This window comes from Mucilaginibacter corticis (assembly GCF_007558865.1).
GTDB lineage: Bacteria > Bacteroidota > Bacteroidia > Sphingobacteriales > Sphingobacteriaceae > Mucilaginibacter > Mucilaginibacter corticis.
Map to the genome: position 1 here is coordinate 619,337 of NZ_VLPK01000001.1, position 17,937 is coordinate 637,273.

The following is a 17,937-nucleotide window of genomic DNA, read 5'->3' on the forward strand; positions in this document are numbered from 1 at the left end:
GAGGAACGAGGAGAAATCTTATACAAGCGATCCTTAGTATATCGTATAAGATTTCTCACTTCGTTTCGAAATGACATGGTTAATTAAAAAAAATAACCATGAACAGCAAACTAATAACTCTCGGAATTATGCTATTGGTATCAAGCATGGCATTCGCACAAAATGTTACAGTTACCCCGTCAGCAAATAATAAAAAAGTGGATATCGCCATAGGCGGCAAACCGTTCACCAGCTTTTTATACCCGGATAATTTAGAAAAACCTGTTTTGTACCCTATTCGCGATGCCGCCGGCACTGTGGTTACCCGCAGTTTTCCGCTGGATAAGCGCGACGGTGACCCTACCGACCATCCGCATCATATCGGCCTGTGGTTTAATTACGAGAATGTTAACGGGCTTGATTTCTGGAACAACAGTTATGCTATCCCCGCCGCTAAAAAGAGCGGCTACGGCTGGATAAAAACCGATAAGGTATTAGAAACTAAAAGCGGCAAAACCGGGTTGTTAGCTTACCATGCCAACTGGACAAACCAAGCCAACGATGTGCTATTAGAAGAGACCACCCAATTTGAATTTAGCGGCACGGCTAATCAACGCATCATAGACCGCACCACTACCCTGAAAGCAAATACCGATGTAAAGTTTAACGATGCCAAAGACGGCATGCTTGGCCTGCGCTTGGCGCATGAGCTGCAGATCCCCACCAAAGAGGATCAGAAATTCACCGACGATAAGGGCATTGTAACCGTTGTAAAAGGCGGTACTGATAACCTGGCCAATGGCAACTATTTAACCAGCGCCGGCAAAACCGGCGACGATGCCTGGAGCACCCGCGGCGTTTGGTGCAAGGTATATGGTAAAATAGGCGCAGATTCGGTGAGTGTCGCTATTATCGATCACCCTAAAAACCCTAATTACCCTACCTTTTGGCATGCTCGGGGGTATGGGCTTTTTGCAGCCAATCCACTGGGCGAAAAGATCTTTACCAATGGTAAATCCGAAAAAAACTTTATGTTGAAAAAGGGCGAATCTGTTACTTTTAAATACCGCATCGTGATCAATAATAGCAGCACACCATCGGCTGGTCAGCTAAATAAAGAAGCTACCGAATTTGCTAAGAAATAATAAATATATGTCTACAATTATATTAAAGAAATTGTGGCTGTGCGTAATACTATTAACATTCACAGTTTATGCGCATGCACAACACAAATTAGACGAAATACCTTTATTAAAAGTTGAAGATTACAAAGGTAAAATTCCGGAAAATGCGCCTTTCCCTATTTATACAAATTCAAGGGTGTATTTCAGGATAGATACTGTAATACAAAAGGATCCTCATCAATTCCAGGTTGGTATTAAAACAAAGGTAGAAATGTATCAACCCGGTAGCTTTTGGAATACAGCGCTTGTACCTGAAAACACAGTACAACGCATGTTAAAGCACGAACAGGGTCATGTTTACATTGCATACATTGCTGCTAACCTAATAGAAAAAGAAATGCTGACATTTACCTTTACGGATAACTGGCGAACTGAGGTTGGGCAAAAGTTCCATGAATTGACTCAGAAGTACGGTAAAATGGATGGCGACTATGATAATGAAACCATGCATAGCAGAGATCTTGCCGAACAGGAGAAGTGGAATAAAAAATTAGTGAATATGCTAAAATAATTCTCTTTAATCTTTAGCCAACTCCCTGATATCCTCAATCTCCAAAACAGATTTAGCATATCCTTTGGTAACGCAATTGATCATGGCCTGCCCCACTTCGTTTAATGTAAGCGTAGATTTTGGCGCAAAGAAATGTACCACCGGGTACAGCCAGATAAACCAGCGATAAGTACCTTTCAGGCTTTGCTGTGCGTCTACAGGTTTCATAATACCGGGGCGAAAAGCATAGGCTTTTTTAAAGGGCAATTTGAACAAAGCATTTTCGGTACGACCCTTTACACGTGCCCACATGGTCGATCCTTGTTCGGTACTGTCTGTACTGCTGCCCGATACATAGGTAAATACCATATCAGGATTTAAGCCCGCGACAGTTTGCGCGAAGCTGAGGGTGACATCATAAGTGAGATGAGTATATTCAGGTTCTTTCTTACCTACAGAAGTTACACCCGCGCAAAAGAAACAAGCATCATAACCTTTAAGCTGATTGGTTACTTTAGTCAGATCCATAAAATCGGGTACCAGCAGTTCTTTTAGCTTAGGATGCTGCCTGTCGTAATGTTTGCGGTTTACTATCAGCACCTGTTCTACATCCGGGTTATCCAGGCAATGCAGCAGTACGCCTTCGCCTACCATACCTGTGGCCCCTGTAATAATTACTTTAATTTTCATGATCTCTTGTTATAAGTCGCGCGTCTTTATTTAGGTAGACGATCAGCTATATAAAACATTTTAAATTATTTTGTTTGCGTCATAATTTCGGCACATCCTAATTTAGTGATGGGCAATACCATTTGTTGCCTACCTTTGCCGCTTCTAACACACACCGCTTTGAAAAACGCTAAAACCGGTTTTTGGTTCGTGGTATTTACCACCAGTCTGGCCTTCGTGGTATCGCAACTGGATGTCTCTATTGTTAATGTTGCTTTGCCGCAAATAGGCCGGGCCTTTACCGCGGGTATCAGCACGTTGCAATGGATAGTTGATGCGTACACCATAGCCTTCGCGGTACTGATGCTATCCGCAGGTGGCATGAGCGACTTGCTGGGTTCAAAGCGCTTGTTCCAGTTAGGACTGTTGATATTTGGTATTGCTTCTGTTGGTTGCGGTATCGCATGGAGTCCGGAAGTTTTAATTGGCTTTCGGGCTTTGCAGGGTGTGGGGTCTGCTATCATGATCCCCAGTTCATTATCCATCCTTAACAACACCTTTGCCCACGAACCAAAGTTACGCGCGCGTGCCGTTGCTTATTGGACTGCCGGCGGCGGTATCTCTATCGCAGCCGGACCGGTATTGGGCGGCCTGCTTATCCACATCAGCAGCTGGCGGTGGATCTTCCTGGTTAACATCCCCATTTGCCTTGCCGGCTTGCTTTGCAGCATCTATTTAATGGACAGCAAGAAAAACGAGAAGCGCGGATTTGATATCCCAGGCCAGTTTATCTGGATGCTGGCACTTACCGCCTTTATAGCAGCCATTATCGAGTGGCATAACCTGGGCGCGCAGTCGCCTTTTATTTATGGCGGGATCATATTCAGCGCCGTAATGCTGGGGTTATTCTTATGGCGCGAGTCGGTAGCCGAATCGCCCATTTTGCCGCTCGACCTGTTTAAGTCGACCAATTTTAACGTGTTTATTGGTCTGGGGATGGCCTTTAACGGCGCTTACTACGGGACGGTATTTGTGCTGAGCCTGTATCTGCAGGAAGTATTGCATTACTCGGTAATTGAGGCCGGGATGGCATTTCTGCCTTTAACCGGTGGCTTTTTAATAGCCAACATTACCAGCAGTTTTATTATGGATAAATACGGTATCCGTGTGCCTATTCTACTGGGGCTATTGGTGTTCTCTATCGGCTTTGCCAGCTTGCTTTTAGCCAAACAGGGTACGCCTTACTGGCAACTGCTGCTGCCCTTTTTTGCCATGCCGCTGGGGATGGGTGTAGCCGTACCAGCCATGACTACGGGAACCTTGGCAACAGTTAAAACCAACCGGTCGGGCATTGCGTCGGCGGTATTAAATACCACAAGGCAGGCAGCCGGCGCGGTAGGAGTTGCAGTGTTTGGCACCATGGCGAGCGGCGGCCCGGATCATATCATTAAAGCGATAACAGAAATAGCCATTATCGCCGCCATATTTATGTTGTTTTATGCCGGGGTGGTGTTTAAGTATTTGAGGGATTTGTAAGAGAATCATTAACAAAAGTCACTGCTTATGCAAGTGGTTATCTGATAACTCTAAGTATATTTGTTATCATTAATAATGCATATGTTTTGGACTCCATTTAGATTAATGCTACTTATTTTAGCTATGAGCATTTTTACTTTATGGCTAATTTATTATTTTTTTAGCCATGTGGGATGTTGCTAAACTTATAATTAATCTTTTGGTTCCCAAAGCTCTATAATATTGCCTTCGGGATCAAGGACGTGTACAAAATTGCCATAGTCATACTCAGCAATTTCATCGACTATTTGTACACCTTCTTTTTTTAATTCTTCTACCAACTCTGCCAGGTTTTCTACCCGGTAGTTGATCATAAACGGCTTGTCCGAAGGGTTAAAATATTTTGTATCGCTTGCGAATGTACACCAGCTTGTCGAACCTGTTTTTAAAGGGTCGTCGTTTTCCCGCCATTCAAATGTTGTTCCGTACTCGCCGCTTGGCAGGCCCAGGTTTTTGGCATACCAGTCGTTCATTGCTTTCGGATCGGCGCATTTAAAAAATACGCCTCCAATACCCGTTACTTTTTTCATAGTGTTTTTCAATTAGTTATGACCTAAATATCAGTAAAAATTATTACATGAAGATTTAGTGAATATGAAATATTTGATGATTCATGAAAAGTGTTAATGGTCTAGTTGATGATGGCGAAGCTGTTGCTGGATTTGAATATATTTACAAATAAATCAGACTACATACTTACTATTCATAATAGATTGGCAAAAAGAAATTGATTATCAAATATCAGTGCCACTTAAAACATATATAAAGTCTTTAAATTGTTTTTGTTTCTCTTCCGTTAAACCGAGCAAGATTTCTAAAGAATATTTAATAAACTGTCTTTTGTCTAAATCATTATTTAATGTAGAAAGAAAATACTTCAACTTAGTTTTGAAACCAACAAGCCCTATTGGGTTATTCCCTGTAATTTCATCTACGAAAAAAGTCGCTTTTTCTTTTAGATATACAACACGATCAAATGCCATAGTTTTTAAGAATAGAAAATTCTAATTTAACACCTTTTTGTCAGCTTCCTGAAATAAAGCTTTACAAGCGCTACTTCCCATCCACAAACACATTCTTTATAGCATTTAAATAGCCGTAACCATTCACATTGTCAGGTTGCAGATAACTAGTTTCTGTCCATTCGTTCCAGCTGTTAATGGTGATGAGCGGGGCTTGTTTAGGGTGCGCGTCAACGTAGGCTTTGGCCATTCTCAGGCCTTTTTCAAAGTTGTCGGGCGTGTTGTTTTTAACTACCGCGCTTTGGCCGGTACGTGGACTGTTGTCCCAACCTACGCTGATGTGCGGGTAATACGGGATATCAAATGTAGCGTCTATATGGTCCCATTCCTTTTTAACATTGTTCAGGATGTTGAGGTAATCGTCGTTCACATTTACAAAGTGTGCAAACTGGTAATGGGTTGAACTGGTAAAGCCTAGTTTTTTAACAAAGTCGTTCTCAGGCCGGGTGGTTTTGCTGCCGTCAAAGCCGCTGTAATTAAGGTTGATGCCCCACATGGTCAGTTGTAATTCAAGTCCCGGAAAGCCGGCGCGCTTAGTTTCTTCTTTAAACCATTTAAGCGCGGCGGTGGCTTGTTCTATCCCGCCGAGGCCGTTTATAAACTGCGGGATATCATAGATCATATACACCGGTTTGCCGTTGATCTTATAATAGTTAGGCTGCTTAAAATATTTTTCGATGGTACGTTTAGCTATTTTTTCAAACTCGTCGCGGCTTACCCTGCCTTGCCAAATCACGTTGTTCTCGTTAAACTTATTTAAGCGGGTATCCCAGGTGTTTACCACATCGTGGTTGGCCCACATCAGGTAAAACTTCATTTTATTGTTGTTGTCGGCCTTTAAAAAGCCGTTATCCAACGTGGTTTCCATAAACGGGCGGCCATCATACCAATACCAGTCGAAAATAAAAACATTAACCCCATGTTTGGTAGCCTCGTTGATCTCCATGGACATGACAGCCGGGTCGGCTTCATTAATGGTGCCCCAGGTAGGTCTGCGGTTCCAGTAAAAACCGGGGAAGCGGTCCTGCACGCTGGTCACGGTTTCCCATTCGCCAATGCCCTTTGGCCAGAAAGGGCGAAGACGCGGATCGTCATTCACATAAGCAGGGTACAAAAATGCGGCTATATCATATTTCTGGCCTCCTGCGGGTTTGCTTTGCGCTGTTACGCGATTATCGGTTAATACAGCAATAAACAACACAAACAGCAGGGCATATTTTATTTTCAGGTTCATATATTATCAGGTCAATTGGTTATTGATGTTTCAAATCTGTTCTTTTTCTTTTATAATGCTGTCATGTACTGTCTGATACCCCTCCCAACCCTCCCTCAAGGGGAGGGCTTAACAATACGAAAAATTAAAGTCTCCCCTTGGGGGAGATTAGAGGGGTCTTTACTAATTTTGCACCATGCGGCACAAACATTTCTTCATGCTGATATTTCTATTGTGCTACTGTCTCGCGACATCAGCGCAGCAAACGGCAAAACCCTTTCCGCAGCATACATTATATTTTAGTGGTTCGATCAAGCCCAATCATATCAGTCAAACCAAACTGGATAATACCGTGCGCGATTTTTATGTACAATGGAAAAATCGCTATATAAAAAACGTACCGGGTAAACCCCAAAGCTATGTTTGGTTTGAGGGCAAGGGCGGCAAGCAATGCGTATCAGAAGGGCAGGGATATGGCATGGTTATCACCGCCTTAATGGCAGGGAAAGACGGCAAGGCAAAAGCAATCTACGATAACCTCTACCGGTACTACAAAGCGCATCCCGGCATCCGCAACAAGTACCTGATGGCCTGGGCGCAAAAAACAGACGGTACAGACCTGGACAGAAGCTCGGCATCAGACGGCGACATAGACATCGCCTTTTCGTTGTTACTGGCTTCAAAACAATGGGGCGATAAGGGTAGCATCAATTACCTGCAGGCTGCTAAACTGATGATCGATGCCATTATGCAGGACGAGATCAATCATAAAACGTGGACGGTGCTGATCAGCGATGCCATTGAGAGCGAAAGCAAGGATTATTTTACCACTCGGTCGTCTGATTTTATGCCGGCACATTTTAAGGCATTTTTGCGCGCTACAAACGATGTTCGTTGGACCAAAGTTATTAATGCCGGGTACCATTTGTTCGACTATTTGCAGGAGAATTATAGTCCCGATGCCGGCCTGCTGCCTGATTTTATAATCAACCTGAATAAAGAACCCAAACCTGCCGGCCCGCATTTTTTAGAGAGCCAGTATGATGGCGAATATAACTACAACGCCTGCCGCGATCCATGGCGCATAGCTACCGATTATTTAATGACGGGCGATATGCAATCAAAAAATATCGTCAGTAAAATAAACCACTGGGTGCGCGAAACTACCAATAACGATACCTATAACCTTTCGGCAGGCTACACGCTGGCCGGTAATGATATCAAAGATCGCTATTTTGAGGCATTGAGCTTTGTCGCGCCGTTCGCGGTGTCGGCCATGGTCGACAAGAAAAACCAACAATGGCTAAACCATGTTTGGGATTATCTTAACGGCTTTAAGCTAAAGGACTATGACTATTACGATAACAGCATCAAGCTGATCGATATGATCATCATATCCGGCAATTACTGGCAATAAAAGCAAATATGTTGCAATTTAGGTTTTAGGCCTTGTGCAAAATCATTATCTTGCCGGCTATGTTTGATATCTGTTGCGTAGGGCACATTACTTCTGATAAAATTGTTAACACCCGCAGTACCATGCACATGCCTGGCGGCACGGCACTTTACTTTTCGTGCGCGGTAAATAAACTTGATGTAAAATATGTTTTGGTGACGGCCCTTGCCGAAGCCGAAATGGAATATGTCACCTACCTGCGCGGCAAAAACATTGAAGTGAGGATCCAGCCCAGCAGGCATACCGTGATCTTTGAAAACATTTACGGCGAGAACCAGGACGAGCGCACCCAAAACGTACTGCAAATTGCCGATAGTTTCACTATGGACCAGCTACAGGATGTTGAGGCAAAGATTTTTCACTTAGGCCCATTACTTGCAGATGATTTCAGTACCGATCTGATAAAAACTTTATCGGCCAAGGGCAGCATCGCGCTTGACGTGCAGGGCTACCTGCGCAAGGTGATCGATCAAAAAGTTTACGTTACCGACTGGCCCGATAAAAAAACGGCCCTGCAATACATAGATATTTTAAAAGCCGACGTAGCCGAACTGGCGGCGCTTTCGGGCTATGACACCGTTGCCGATGGTGTTAAGTTTTTGGCCGACCTGGGTGTAAAAGAATCGGTAATTACCAATGGCAGCCAGGGTTCTGCTATTTACAGCGATGGCATTTTACACCAAATCCCCGCTTATCACCCCGAAATGGTGGTAGATGCAACCGGCTGCGGCGATACTTATATGGCCGGTTATTTATATCAGCGCGTTAAGAAAAATGCCCCCATACAACAAGCCGGCGAATTTGCAGCCGCCATGGCCGGGCTTAAAACCATGTTACCGGGTCCTTTTGTTGGTACCGAGGACGAGGTGATGCACTTTATGGCATCCCGGGGGATTTAATTCAGCTGTTTATTTCAAGGATCTTTTTTGCAGCTTCGGCTCCGCTGGTTAGCGCGGCTTCTACCGTGCCCATAGCAGGGCCGTCATACAGGTATTCGCCGGCAAAAAACAAGGTACCGTCAATCGGTTCGCTCAAGATCTTACGGGCGTCTGCCGATGCTACCATATCATAAGCGTACGAGCCACGGGTGTATGGATCGGCGGTCCAGTTGGCACAATTGAATGCTACCAGTTTATCGCGCAAGTCCTGAACATCTTTCTGAAAAATATTTGCAAGCGACTGTAAAGCCAGCTCTAATATTTCTGCGTCGGCTGCCTGCTGTTTTTGTGCAGCCGGCGGTCCGCCGAGCCAACCGGTAAGTACCGTGCTGCGGTTTGGGTTTTGTGTCCACCAGGTGGGTATCGCTTCGTCCGACAGTAAAAAACTCATTTCTTTAGGGTCTTTTCCGGCAAGTCGGGCAATATCATCACCCTCCCAAAAAGGCGAATCAAATTCAAGCAGTAGTTTTATAATGGCGCCAAAGCCAATGTCTTGAAAGGCCTGCATTTGTTGCACCGGTAGCGGATGAAATTTAACAACACCCTCACCTGATGCAGCTTTTAATACGCCAAGCGGCAAAGCCACCACTAAATGCCGTGCGCTGTAAACATCGCCGCCTGCAACTTGTGCCTGCACTTTGCTGGGTTCATGCTCAATATCGGTTACCACAGCATTAAGCATGATCTCGCCGCCATGTGCTTTACACTGGGTCGCTAAATAATCTATCATTGCAGCGTATCCGCCTTTTAATCGGTGCTGCGCGTCATCATCTTCATTTTGCCATTCGCGGCGCAATGCAAAAGCGCTGGCATCGCGGGTGTCGGCCGAGTCATAGCCGGCAACAAAACGCCTTACCGAGTTACATAATTCTTTATGTTCATCACCGTCAAATTCACTTTGTAAAAAGTCTTCAATATTCAGGTCTTCCTGCAGTTGATCAAGCCGTTCCATCAACAAACCCCAATCGGGCGTAGCCCCATGTTCGCTATTAAACTTTCCATCCGCGAAGCGCCACATTTCGCCCGACGCAGGTTCTACCCCGATACCTGCTGTTTTAAGCAACTCAAGCGTAACCGGCAGGTCGCCGTGGATAAATTCGGCGCCGCGTTCGGCCTCTTTAAAGAAATTTTCGTTTTGTAAAGTATGGATGCGGCCACCCAAACGCCCCCTGGCTTCAAGCACTATCACGCTTTTGCCGGCTGACGATAATTTATAAGCCGCCATTAACCCGGCAGCACCGGCACCAATAATCAATACATCGCAATTCTTCATGGTTTATGCTGATAAAACATTGCGCCGCCAAGATAGTTTGTTTGGCTAAAAGCTATGCTAAGATGATGTTAATAATGTGTTGGCCTTAATTTAAATCCGGCCTGACATGACCTTAGCAATATTAAATTTATAATAACCATTACACACAGCTAAACTTTATTAGCCGTATTTTTGTTATCTTATCATCGCATCTATTAACCCGATCGGTTTTTATCATTATTTAAAAGAGAATTTTTTGAAATAAGTCAACAATCAGTTTCAAAAAATTATCCTTTATTTTAATAATCTTCGTATCATTTAATATAGAATATAAAAAAATGGTTGAAATTCATCTATTTTATGGCGAATTTTATAAAATAGGTTATAAATAATTATAAATTTTTCAAAAAAACTTGCAATTATTTAAAAACAGTTTCTATATTACGTCATTATAACAAAAAACGGTTATAAAATTAATTTTAACCTAATATTTTCATGCAGGAATCAGCTTATTTTGATAAATACAATCCGATTGGCGGCGTTTGGGACGAAATGTATGGGGCTGATGCCAATGTGCGTGACCATTACCGCAAGGTAATAGAGTACATTTCAAATGAGTCGGCTGACGATCTGAACAAAAAAGAAGAGCTGGCTAAACGGCTTTTCATGAGCCAGGGTATCACTTTTACGGTTTATAACAGTGGCGAGGGTATTGAAAAGATCTTCCCGTTTGATATTATCCCGCGTATTATTACCGCTGCCGAGTGGGCCTTTGTTGAGAAGGGTATTAAACAACGCCTAACCGCGCTTAACCACTTTTTAAAGGACATCTATCACAACCAGTTTATCATCAAGGATGGTGTAATACCTATTGATATTATCTACTCGTGCCCGCATTTTTTGCGCGAGATGTACCAGTTGCAGGTGCCTTATGATATTTATGTCCATATCTCGGGCATCGATTTGATCCGCGATCATGACGGCACGTTTTATGTATTGGAGGATAACCTGCGCACCCCATCGGGCGTAAGTTATATGCTGGAGAACCGCGAGATCACCAAGCGTTTGTTCCCAGACCTGTTGCCGCAATGCGGCGTACGCAGCGTTACGGAGTACCCGACCATACTTTACAAAAACTTACTGGCTTTATCGCCGCGGCAAATTGCCAACCCTAATATTGTTTTGCTTAGCCCGGGTATTTACAACTCGGCTTATTTTGAGCATACTACGCTGGCCCGTTTAATGGGTGTCGAGCTGGTTGAGGGGCGAGACCTGGTGGTGAACAACCATAAGGTGTATATGAAAACCACCATCGGCCTGCAACAGGTAGACGTGATCTACCGCCGTGTTGATGATGAATACCTGGACCCATTGGTTTTTAACCCAAGCAGTATGCTGGGCGTGGCAGGTATCATGGGCGCGTATCGTAAAGGCAACGTAGCTATTGTAAATGCCATAGGCAATGGCGTAGCCGACGATAAGGCGGTTTACACCTATGTGCCTGATATGATCCGTTATTATCTGAACGAAGAGCCTATTTTAAAGAACGTACCTACCCACCAGTTAGGCAATGACGACGAGCGCGAGTTTGTATTCAAAAACCTGAACAAAATGGTAGTGAAACGCACAAACGGCAGCGGCGGCTACGGCATGCTGATGGGCCACGCGGCATCTGAAGAAGAGATAGACGATTATAAAAAGGAAATACTAAAAGAGCCGCGCAACTTTATCGCGCAGCCAACCATTAGCCTTTCGGCGGCGCCGTGTTATATGCAGGGCGAGCTAAAACCGCGCCGCATCGACCTTAGGCCATACGCTCTGTGCGGGCCTGACGGCATCGAGATAGTACCCGGCGGACTAACTCGTGTAGCGTTAAAAGAAGGCTCACTGGTGGTAAACAGCTCTCAGGGCGGCGGCAGTAAGGATACGTGGGTGCTGGCTTAAGCCCCCCGACCCCCTGAAGGGGGAGTAAACAAACAAAACAATAAATGATAAGAAGCAATAAAATAAGTATTCATTATAACTCCCCCTTTAGGGGGCTGGGGGGCATATGTTAAGTAGAGTAGCAGCAAGTTTATATTGGCAAAGCAGGTATATTGAACGCAGTGATGGTATGTTGCGGATGCTTAAGATAAACTACGCGTCGTCGCAGGATGCCATACAGGAGTTTACCTGGGAGCCGGTTATCCGCATATTTGCCGGGCTGGATGATGACGAGGGCGAAAACCTCGGTAATGACAGCCGCGCCGTATTAAAATATATGGTGATGGGCCGCAACAACTCCAACTCGGTATTGAACATTATTACCCTGGCGAGAGAGAATGCCCGCAGCGTACAGGAACACATCACCAAAGATCTGTGGCAGTGCTTAAACGAGTATTACCATACCGTAAAAGACAACAAACTGGAACGCGCACTACAGCGCGAGGACCCCATTAGCGTACTCGACGTTTTAATAAAACAGGTAATGCTTTATTACGGCACTGTAGAGATCACCATGGAACGCGGTGAGGGTCGCAGTTTTATGAATATCGGCAAATATTTGGAACGTGCTATCCAGTCGGTTGATATATTGGATACCAAATTTGGCTCTATCAGCGACAATCCCGATCTGTTGACCGATACCACTTACTGGAAGCATTTATTGCTTTCGCTGGGTGGATATGAGCTCTATTTAAAGACTTACCGCGAAGGGTTTGAAGCCGAGAACGTATTGGAACAGGTAGTGTTAAACAACGATTTCCCGCGCTCGGTTATCTACTCGGTAAATAACATTCAGCGTTATTTTGAGCGCCTGCAAAACGACAGTAACATGGACGATTTCAGGGATATGATCTTTAAGATAGGCAGGCTGCAAAGCCGCATTAAATATAGCTCGGTAAAAACCATCAGGCAGGAAGGATTGCACGCTTTCCTGACCCAGATCCGCGGCGAACTATACGGCATAGCCGATGCCCTGAACGAACATTATTTTGCGAATAGTTAACAAGTAGTTGATTAGAGATTAGTTAATTAGTGGTTAGTGAATTATTAAAAAAGAATACCAATGCCCGAATTTGAGATACAACATATTACCCGGTATATTTATGACAGCCCGGTGCGTGATAGCGCCAACCAGATCATTTTGTTCCCGATAAAGGACGAGTACCAGGATGTTTTAAAGCAGGAGATCATTGTAACAGGCCATCCGATCATTGACAGCCATATTGATTATTACGGCAACGAAGTGGGTAGCTTTACTTATAGCGACCCTCACTCATTATTGGTTATCAACTCAAAGATATTAGTAAGCACCAGGCACCGCCCCTACCCGGTTAATGATATTTTCCCGGCTCAACAATGGGAAGACTTGAAACCTTTACAACACATGGTGCCTTATATCGACTTTTTAAGGCAGGAATATTTTGAAGGGTTTGAAGAGTTGAAGGAATTGGTTGACAAATTAAAAGGTCATGACGATATCCCCTACCAGGTTGCCTTACGCTTTTGCGAGTATGTGTACAAAAACTTCAATTACATAAAGGGTGTAACCACTGTTGAAACTACCCTTGACGAGATCTGGAAGCTCAAAGCCGGAGTTTGTCAGGATTTTGCCCATATTTTAACAGAAATGCTGCGCATGATAAAAGTGCCGGCACGGTACGTGAGCGGTTACATCTGTACCGACAAAAACGGCATGCGCGGCGAAGGCGCTACCCATGCCTGGACCGAAGCTTATATACCTGACTACGGCTGGCTTGGCCTCGACCCAACCAATAACATCATCGCTAACGAAAACCATGTACGCCTGGCAGTAGGCCGCAATTTTATGGATTGCTCGCCGGTTAAGGGTGTTTACAAAGGCTCGTCTGGCCACAGGCTTGAGGTTGCTGTAACATTTGGCGATGATGGGTTATTATTACACAAAGAGGAAGTTGCAGACACCCTTGCGCCGCAACCGGTTCCTGCTGTCAATACAGTGGTTAAAAACAGTTATCAGCGCCATATGGAGTTACTTCAACAGCAACAACAGCAGCAGCAACAATAGTTGGGCAAATTAGCTTTTCTTACTGTCGGCGGCTTTTACGGCTTTTACAATATCGTCAATATCAGGTGCTTTTCTGAATGATTGAACAAGTTGGCTTTTGCTGTCATAAACGGCTATGTAAGGCGTGGTTTCTATCTTAAAGTATTTTTGCACCAGGTAAGTATAACCCTCTGTGCCTATGGTGATATTAGGATATTTAGCCAGGCCATAATCTTTTACAAAAGCTTTGATAGCCCTGATATCGTAATTATTTGACCACGTTATCATCAATATCTGGGTATCGCCAAACTGTTTCATTACCTTTTTCATTTCGTTGGTAAGGTGCTGGCAATGCGGGCAATCGGGCGAGAAATAGATCAGCAGCGTCCTGCGGTGCTTTAAATTAGCAGGCGTAGCCCAGGTACTATCCGTTTTAAGAATTTTGTAAGGCGGTATAGCAGTTGGCTCTTGCGCCTGGCTGCAGCCGGCAGCTATGATCAGGCAAAAAAATAAAATTAGTTTTTTCATCATTGGTAAATATTAAGCCTCAAGCAATTCCATTTGCCAGGCCATGTGTTCTTCAGTTATCGGATATAACGCGTTTTTACGGATAGAATGATAAACCGCGTAAAATAAATCAGCATATGCGCCTTTTACAGACGGTATAAACTCAATACTCTTTGTCCCATCGGCACCCACGGTAACCAGTTTGCCTTCCATACCTGCCGGCTCAATACCATAAGCTTCGTCGGTTGGCAGTACGCCGTCAATTAACTGGGCTTCCTGCACATCGCAACGGTATTTAGTATAAGTGCCAACATATCCATTCACGGTAAATGCAGGCAGCGGATCGGCAATTAACAGTCCCGATGTTAAATATACAATTAATCCTTCAGGGTAAGTTAAGCGAAAGTTCACATAATCGGGCACTACAGAATTGTCGCGCTGTATGGTGGTCAGCTTATCAAAACTCAGCGGCCTGCCAAATAAATGGATGGCCTGGTCTATCAGGTGCGGGCCCAGCTCATATACAATGCCGTTTATTGGCGTTTCCTTTGTTTCTTTAAAGGGCTTTACATTAAGCTGCGGCTTGTAGCGGTCATACCTGAAACTTACTTCGGTTAGTTTACCCAGTCGGCCGCTTTCAATTACCTCCTTTACCGACAGGAAATCGCTGTCCCAGCGGCGGTTCTGATAACAAAAAACGTGTCGGCCAACTTTGCGCGCCAGGTCAAACAGTTCTTTGATCTCGGCAACGTTTCCTGCGGCTGGTTTTTCTATCAGCACATGCTTACCCGCGTTTAACGCCTGCTTGGCAAAATCAAAGTGCGTAAAATTAGGCGTATTAACTATAATGAGTTCTATCTCATTGTCATTCAAGATCTCATCGACCGAATCATAGCTCACAATATCGGGGTAATGCGCTACCATTTTTTTTTGGTTACGCTCAACCACCGCCTTTAATTTAAACTGCGAATTAGTGCTTAAGAACGGCGCGTGAAACACCCTGCCCGACATTCCGTAAGCCAATAAACCGGTAACAATAGGTGCTGACATGGTAGTTTATCTATTAAAGCGCCAAATTATTGTTTTAATCAGGGTTATGCAAAAAATCCATACTCATAAAATTAAAAAATGTCATTTAGATGAGCCCGCCTGCTGGTAAGAACGAGAAGAAATCTATACCCTACATCCTAAACACATTTTCCCCGCTCTTTAACACCAATGTTTTGCCCTTCCAAACAAATATGCCGGTGGTTTTGGGCGGCAGGGTTAGCTTGATGTTCCATATATTGCCGTTAAGCGCATAGTCGGCGGTTACTTTGCCGTTAGGATGGGGTATTTCTCCCGAGGCTATCTTCAGGTCGCCCAGGTGGGGTTCTATTTTTATTTTAGCGAAGCCGGGGGTGTAGCTGTCAATGCCCAATATCGTACGGTAAAATTCTATGTTAGGGCTGGCTCCCCAGGCATGGCAGTCGCTGCGGCTACTGGCTACGTCGCTCATTTCGGCCCAGGTGGTCAGGCCCAGTTTGATATCTTCACGCCATTTGTTAAGCCATTTCAGGTAGTCATTACCCATGCCGGCCTGCACAAGCGCCAGGTGCAGGTAGTATTTAAAGTAAATGGTACATTGGGTAAGCGTGGCGTCGGTCAGCATCTTTTTGCCGATAGCAGGGGCCTGGGTTTTGCCTGCCACACCGGTCAATATCGCCAGCGAATTAACATGCTGCGAGAAGCTGTTCTTATCCTCGTTATCGGCATACAGTTGTTTTGTCGGGTCCCAATATTTGGTTTGTATGGTGTGCTTTAATTTTGCGGTCTGCGCGCGATATAAAGCGGCATAGGCCGGCATGCCCATTTTGGCTTCCATATCGGCAGCCTGCTGGTAAGCCGTAAGCAATTGCAGATCGAACATAGCTGAGCCGCCCTTGCTGCCTATCGGGGGTACGCCATTATTCCATTGGTCGGCCCAGTCTACAAATGTCCAGTAGGGCGTACCTTTTAACGAGCCGTCCGCTTGCTGATATTGGTTAAAGAAATCAAGCACAGCGCGCTCGCCCTGTAGTTTGCCTTTTATAAAAAGACTATCAGGCCGGTACATCCAGTAATCATGTAACACCCCAATGTACCATAATGAAAACGTAGAAATTATCTGCGGACTAAACGACGGGTGCCTGCTCAGCGTCAATCCTTCGCCAATGCGCGAGTGGTCCATCAGGTTAATGGCATTGCGCATCAGGCGGTCGTCGCCGCTGTTGTAGTAGCTCACCATGGCCTGTATGCGGGTGTCGCCAATGTATTGCAGCTGCTCGTAATAAGGGCAATCCATATAGGTTTCAATAGCATCCATGCGGGCGGTGCGCCAGCCTATATCCAGCATTTGCTGCATTTCGGGATTGTCGGTTTTTAGTTTAGCGTTGAGTTTAAACGGATAACCTGTAGCTGTACCATAAAGGTCGTTAATCACTAATGACTCATCCTTTGTATGCACAATCAGCCTTACATAGCGGAACGTGCGCCAATATAACGTAGTGAAAGTTTGCCCGTCGGTGCCATCGGCAAGCAGGCTGTCTTTGCGGCCACCAAAATCTTTGCCCTCAACCGCGTTACGGTCGCCTTTGCGGTTGCCGTATTTTTTCAAATTGTCAAAAAGCGATTCGGCATAAGTGAGCGAAATACCCGCGCCGCTGCCCTTGTTAAAATTTAAGGTAACATAGGCATTAGTTAAATAAGTTTGATCCAATATCAACGTAGCGATAGTATTGGCGGGGATGGTTAACGCGGTCTTCGTCCCCGGGAAACCCATAGGAACGTCAATCCCTACAGCCTTGCGCACCGTAGGGATACGCTGGTAAACCCGTTCCATCTGCGGGATCTGCGATGGTACCAGCATCCAGCCGAAAGCATCTGTCATGCCTTTGGGTTTACCGTGGTCAAGATTGGCGGCAGCAGGCCAGGCGCCATCATCCAACGTAGCCGACGTGGCGTTTTTTATCACCTTGCTTTCAGTTATCATTTCGCCCGGGCCTGCAACATAGTAAGCACCATATCCAAGGTTTACGCCGAGAGGCTGATAACCATTATCGCGCATAACCTTCCAGCTATTGTTGGTATTCAGTATCTCTTCGGCGGCGGTTGCCCCCTGCAAAATAAAAGCGGTACGCAGGCTTATCTGTGCTTCGGGCCTTGCTTCGGCCTCGTTCCATACCTGTGCGGCTACCACGTTTTTACCTGCTACAAGGTAAGGCGCCAGGTCTACGTGTTCATAGTTCCAGAAATAAGTATCGCCCCGCGCCGGGCCTAACGACACCAGTTGCCCGTTCACAAATAGTTTATACCGGTTATCTGCCGATACATTGACGAAAAACGTAGCCGGTTTGGCAGGCAGATCAATGGTTTTACGGAAGTAAAATACGCCGTAATCTCGTCCGGTTTCGTTACGGGCATTTATCCAAAAAGCGTTCCATGGTTTGGCAGCTAAAGGCAGGTCTGCCCGTTGTGCAAAGGCGCTTTGGTTATACAGCAAAATGCACATTAGTGCGAAGGTGGTAATAATTAGTTTCATGCAGGTATATACAAGTGGTGATTAAAGATAGACTAAGATTTTCAGGATTATATCTATTGTAGGATTTTTTCTCTCAAATATTGTCAA

General features: G+C 45.0%; 16 protein-coding genes. 8 read left to right on the forward strand and 8 right to left on the reverse strand.

The features are described from left to right. Positions 1 to 98: 98 nt before the first annotated feature. Complete coding sequence (locus FO440_RS02695; RefSeq protein ID WP_144246680.1) at positions 99 to 1,124, forward strand: DUF6807 domain-containing protein; 1,026 nt, start codon at positions 99 to 101, stop codon at positions 1,122 to 1,124. A gap of 7 nt (positions 1,125 to 1,131) precedes the next feature. Beyond that, positions 1,132 to 1,674, forward strand: a complete 543-nt coding sequence (locus FO440_RS02700; protein WP_144246681.1) for a DUF922 domain-containing protein — start codon at positions 1,132 to 1,134, stop codon at positions 1,672 to 1,674. A 6-nt stretch (positions 1,675 to 1,680) separates the two neighbouring features. Here the strand turns inward: FO440_RS02700 and FO440_RS02705 are convergent, their stop codons facing one another. Next, on the reverse strand, positions 1,681 to 2,343 hold the full coding sequence (locus tag FO440_RS02705; RefSeq protein WP_144246682.1) for an NAD-dependent epimerase/dehydratase family protein: 663 nt from the start codon (positions 2,341 to 2,343) through the stop codon (positions 1,681 to 1,683). A gap of 159 nt (positions 2,344 to 2,502) precedes the next feature. Here FO440_RS02705 and FO440_RS02710 point away from each other — a divergent pair, with 159 nt between their 5' ends. Beyond that, a complete protein-coding gene (locus tag FO440_RS02710; RefSeq protein WP_186292556.1) occupies positions 2,503 to 3,858 on the forward strand; it encodes an MFS transporter in 1,356 nt (451 codons plus the stop codon). 191 nt (positions 3,859 to 4,049) lie between these two features. Here FO440_RS02710 and FO440_RS02715 read toward each other — a convergent pair whose 3' ends face one another. The 3 genes from FO440_RS02715 to FO440_RS02725 all read right to left on the reverse strand — a co-directional run bounded on the left by FO440_RS02715 (position 4,050) and on the right by FO440_RS02725 (position 6,153). Next, positions 4,050 to 4,427, reverse strand: a complete 378-nt coding sequence (locus tag FO440_RS02715; RefSeq protein WP_144246684.1) for a VOC family protein — start codon at positions 4,425 to 4,427, stop codon at positions 4,050 to 4,052. A gap of 204 nt (positions 4,428 to 4,631) precedes the next feature. Beyond that, positions 4,632 to 4,880, reverse strand: a complete 249-nt coding sequence (locus FO440_RS02720) for a hypothetical protein (RefSeq protein ID WP_144246685.1) — start codon at positions 4,878 to 4,880, stop codon at positions 4,632 to 4,634. Between the two features lie 70 nt (positions 4,881 to 4,950). Next, positions 4,951 to 6,153 carry a glycosyltransferase WbsX family protein gene (locus tag FO440_RS02725; protein ID WP_144246686.1) on the reverse strand — a complete coding sequence of 401 codons (1,203 nt, stop codon included), beginning with the start codon at positions 6,151 to 6,153 and terminating at the stop codon, positions 4,951 to 4,953. 175 nt (positions 6,154 to 6,328) lie between these two features. Between FO440_RS02725 and FO440_RS02730 the strand changes: the two genes are divergently transcribed. Further along, the gene (locus FO440_RS02730; protein ID WP_144246687.1) at positions 6,329 to 7,549 is read left to right on the forward strand and encodes a glycosyl hydrolase family 8; all 1,221 of its coding nucleotides are present in this window, start codon (positions 6,329 to 6,331) and stop codon (positions 7,547 to 7,549) included. A gap of 59 nt (positions 7,550 to 7,608) precedes the next feature. After that, positions 7,609 to 8,487, forward strand: a complete 879-nt coding sequence (locus tag FO440_RS02735; RefSeq protein WP_144246688.1) for a PfkB family carbohydrate kinase — start codon at positions 7,609 to 7,611, stop codon at positions 8,485 to 8,487. 1 nt (position 8,488) lies between these two features. On the opposite strand, the gene FO440_RS02740 is transcribed toward FO440_RS02735, so the two are convergent. Then, positions 8,489 to 9,799 carry a flavin monoamine oxidase family protein gene (locus FO440_RS02740; protein WP_144246689.1) on the reverse strand — a complete coding sequence of 437 codons (1,311 nt, stop codon included), beginning with the start codon at positions 9,797 to 9,799 and terminating at the stop codon, positions 8,489 to 8,491. Between the two features lie 474 nt (positions 9,800 to 10,273). Here FO440_RS02740 and FO440_RS02745 point away from each other — a divergent pair, with 474 nt between their 5' ends. The 3 genes from FO440_RS02745 (at position 10,274) to FO440_RS02755 (ending at position 13,805) form a co-directional block, all read left to right on the forward strand. Continuing rightward, entirely contained in the window at positions 10,274 to 11,722 is a 1,449-nt protein-coding gene (locus tag FO440_RS02745) for a circularly permuted type 2 ATP-grasp protein (RefSeq protein WP_144246690.1), read from the forward strand. A 106-nt stretch (positions 11,723 to 11,828) separates the two neighbouring features. Beyond that, positions 11,829 to 12,764 (forward strand): alpha-E domain-containing protein, encoded by a 936-nt coding sequence (locus FO440_RS02750; protein WP_144246691.1) that lies wholly within the window; start codon positions 11,829 to 11,831, stop codon positions 12,762 to 12,764. Between the two features lie 60 nt (positions 12,765 to 12,824). Then, complete coding sequence (locus FO440_RS02755; RefSeq protein WP_144246692.1) at positions 12,825 to 13,805, forward strand: transglutaminase family protein; 981 nt, start codon at positions 12,825 to 12,827, stop codon at positions 13,803 to 13,805. A 9-nt stretch (positions 13,806 to 13,814) separates the two neighbouring features. On the opposite strand, the gene FO440_RS02760 is transcribed toward FO440_RS02755, so the two are convergent. The 3 genes from FO440_RS02760 to FO440_RS02770 all read right to left on the reverse strand — a co-directional run bounded on the left by FO440_RS02760 (position 13,815) and on the right by FO440_RS02770 (position 17,850). Continuing rightward, complete coding sequence (locus FO440_RS02760) at positions 13,815 to 14,315, reverse strand: TlpA family protein disulfide reductase (protein WP_144246693.1); 501 nt, start codon at positions 14,313 to 14,315, stop codon at positions 13,815 to 13,817. A gap of 9 nt (positions 14,316 to 14,324) precedes the next feature. Then, the gene (locus FO440_RS02765; protein WP_144246694.1) at positions 14,325 to 15,341 is read right to left on the reverse strand and encodes a Gfo/Idh/MocA family oxidoreductase; all 1,017 of its coding nucleotides are present in this window, start codon (positions 15,339 to 15,341) and stop codon (positions 14,325 to 14,327) included. 130 nt (positions 15,342 to 15,471) lie between these two features. Next, complete coding sequence (locus FO440_RS02770) at positions 15,472 to 17,850, reverse strand: alpha-L-rhamnosidase-related protein (protein WP_144246695.1); 2,379 nt, start codon at positions 17,848 to 17,850, stop codon at positions 15,472 to 15,474. Positions 17,851 to 17,937: the final 87 nt, after the last annotated feature.

Excerpts from the sequence above, each read along its gene's own strand:
- FO440_RS02720 (WP_144246685.1), bottom strand. The coding sequence starts at position 4,880 with ATGGCATTTGATCGTGTTGTATATCTAAAAGAAAAAGCGACTTTTTTC.
- FO440_RS02735 (WP_144246688.1), top strand. The coding sequence starts at position 7,609 with ATGTTTGATATCTGTTGCGTAGGGCACATTACTTCTGATAAAATTGTT.
- FO440_RS02765 (WP_144246694.1), bottom strand. The coding sequence starts at position 15,341 with ATGTCAGCACCTATTGTTACCGGTTTATTGGCTTACGGAATGTCGGGC.
- FO440_RS02695 (WP_144246680.1), top strand. The coding sequence starts at position 99 with ATGAACAGCAAACTAATAACTCTCGGAATTATGCTATTGGTATCAAGC.
- FO440_RS02715 (WP_144246684.1), bottom strand. The coding sequence starts at position 4,427 with ATGAAAAAAGTAACGGGTATTGGAGGCGTATTTTTTAAATGCGCCGAT.
- FO440_RS02740 (WP_144246689.1), bottom strand. The coding sequence starts at position 9,799 with ATGAAGAATTGCGATGTATTGATTATTGGTGCCGGTGCTGCCGGGTTA.
- FO440_RS02730 (WP_144246687.1), top strand. The coding sequence starts at position 6,329 with ATGCGGCACAAACATTTCTTCATGCTGATATTTCTATTGTGCTACTGT.
- FO440_RS02700 (WP_144246681.1), top strand. The coding sequence starts at position 1,132 with ATGTCTACAATTATATTAAAGAAATTGTGGCTGTGCGTAATACTATTA.
- FO440_RS02755 (WP_144246692.1), top strand. The coding sequence starts at position 12,825 with ATGCCCGAATTTGAGATACAACATATTACCCGGTATATTTATGACAGC.
- FO440_RS02745 (WP_144246690.1), top strand. The coding sequence starts at position 10,274 with ATGCAGGAATCAGCTTATTTTGATAAATACAATCCGATTGGCGGCGTT.
- FO440_RS02705 (WP_144246682.1), bottom strand. The coding sequence starts at position 2,343 with ATGAAAATTAAAGTAATTATTACAGGGGCCACAGGTATGGTAGGCGAA.
- FO440_RS02760 (WP_144246693.1), bottom strand. The coding sequence starts at position 14,315 with ATGATGAAAAAACTAATTTTATTTTTTTGCCTGATCATAGCTGCCGGC.
- FO440_RS02770 (WP_144246695.1), bottom strand. The coding sequence starts at position 17,850 with ATGAAACTAATTATTACCACCTTCGCACTAATGTGCATTTTGCTGTAT.
- FO440_RS02725 (WP_144246686.1), bottom strand. The coding sequence starts at position 6,153 with ATGAACCTGAAAATAAAATATGCCCTGCTGTTTGTGTTGTTTATTGCT.
- FO440_RS02750 (WP_144246691.1), top strand. The coding sequence starts at position 11,829 with ATGTTAAGTAGAGTAGCAGCAAGTTTATATTGGCAAAGCAGGTATATT.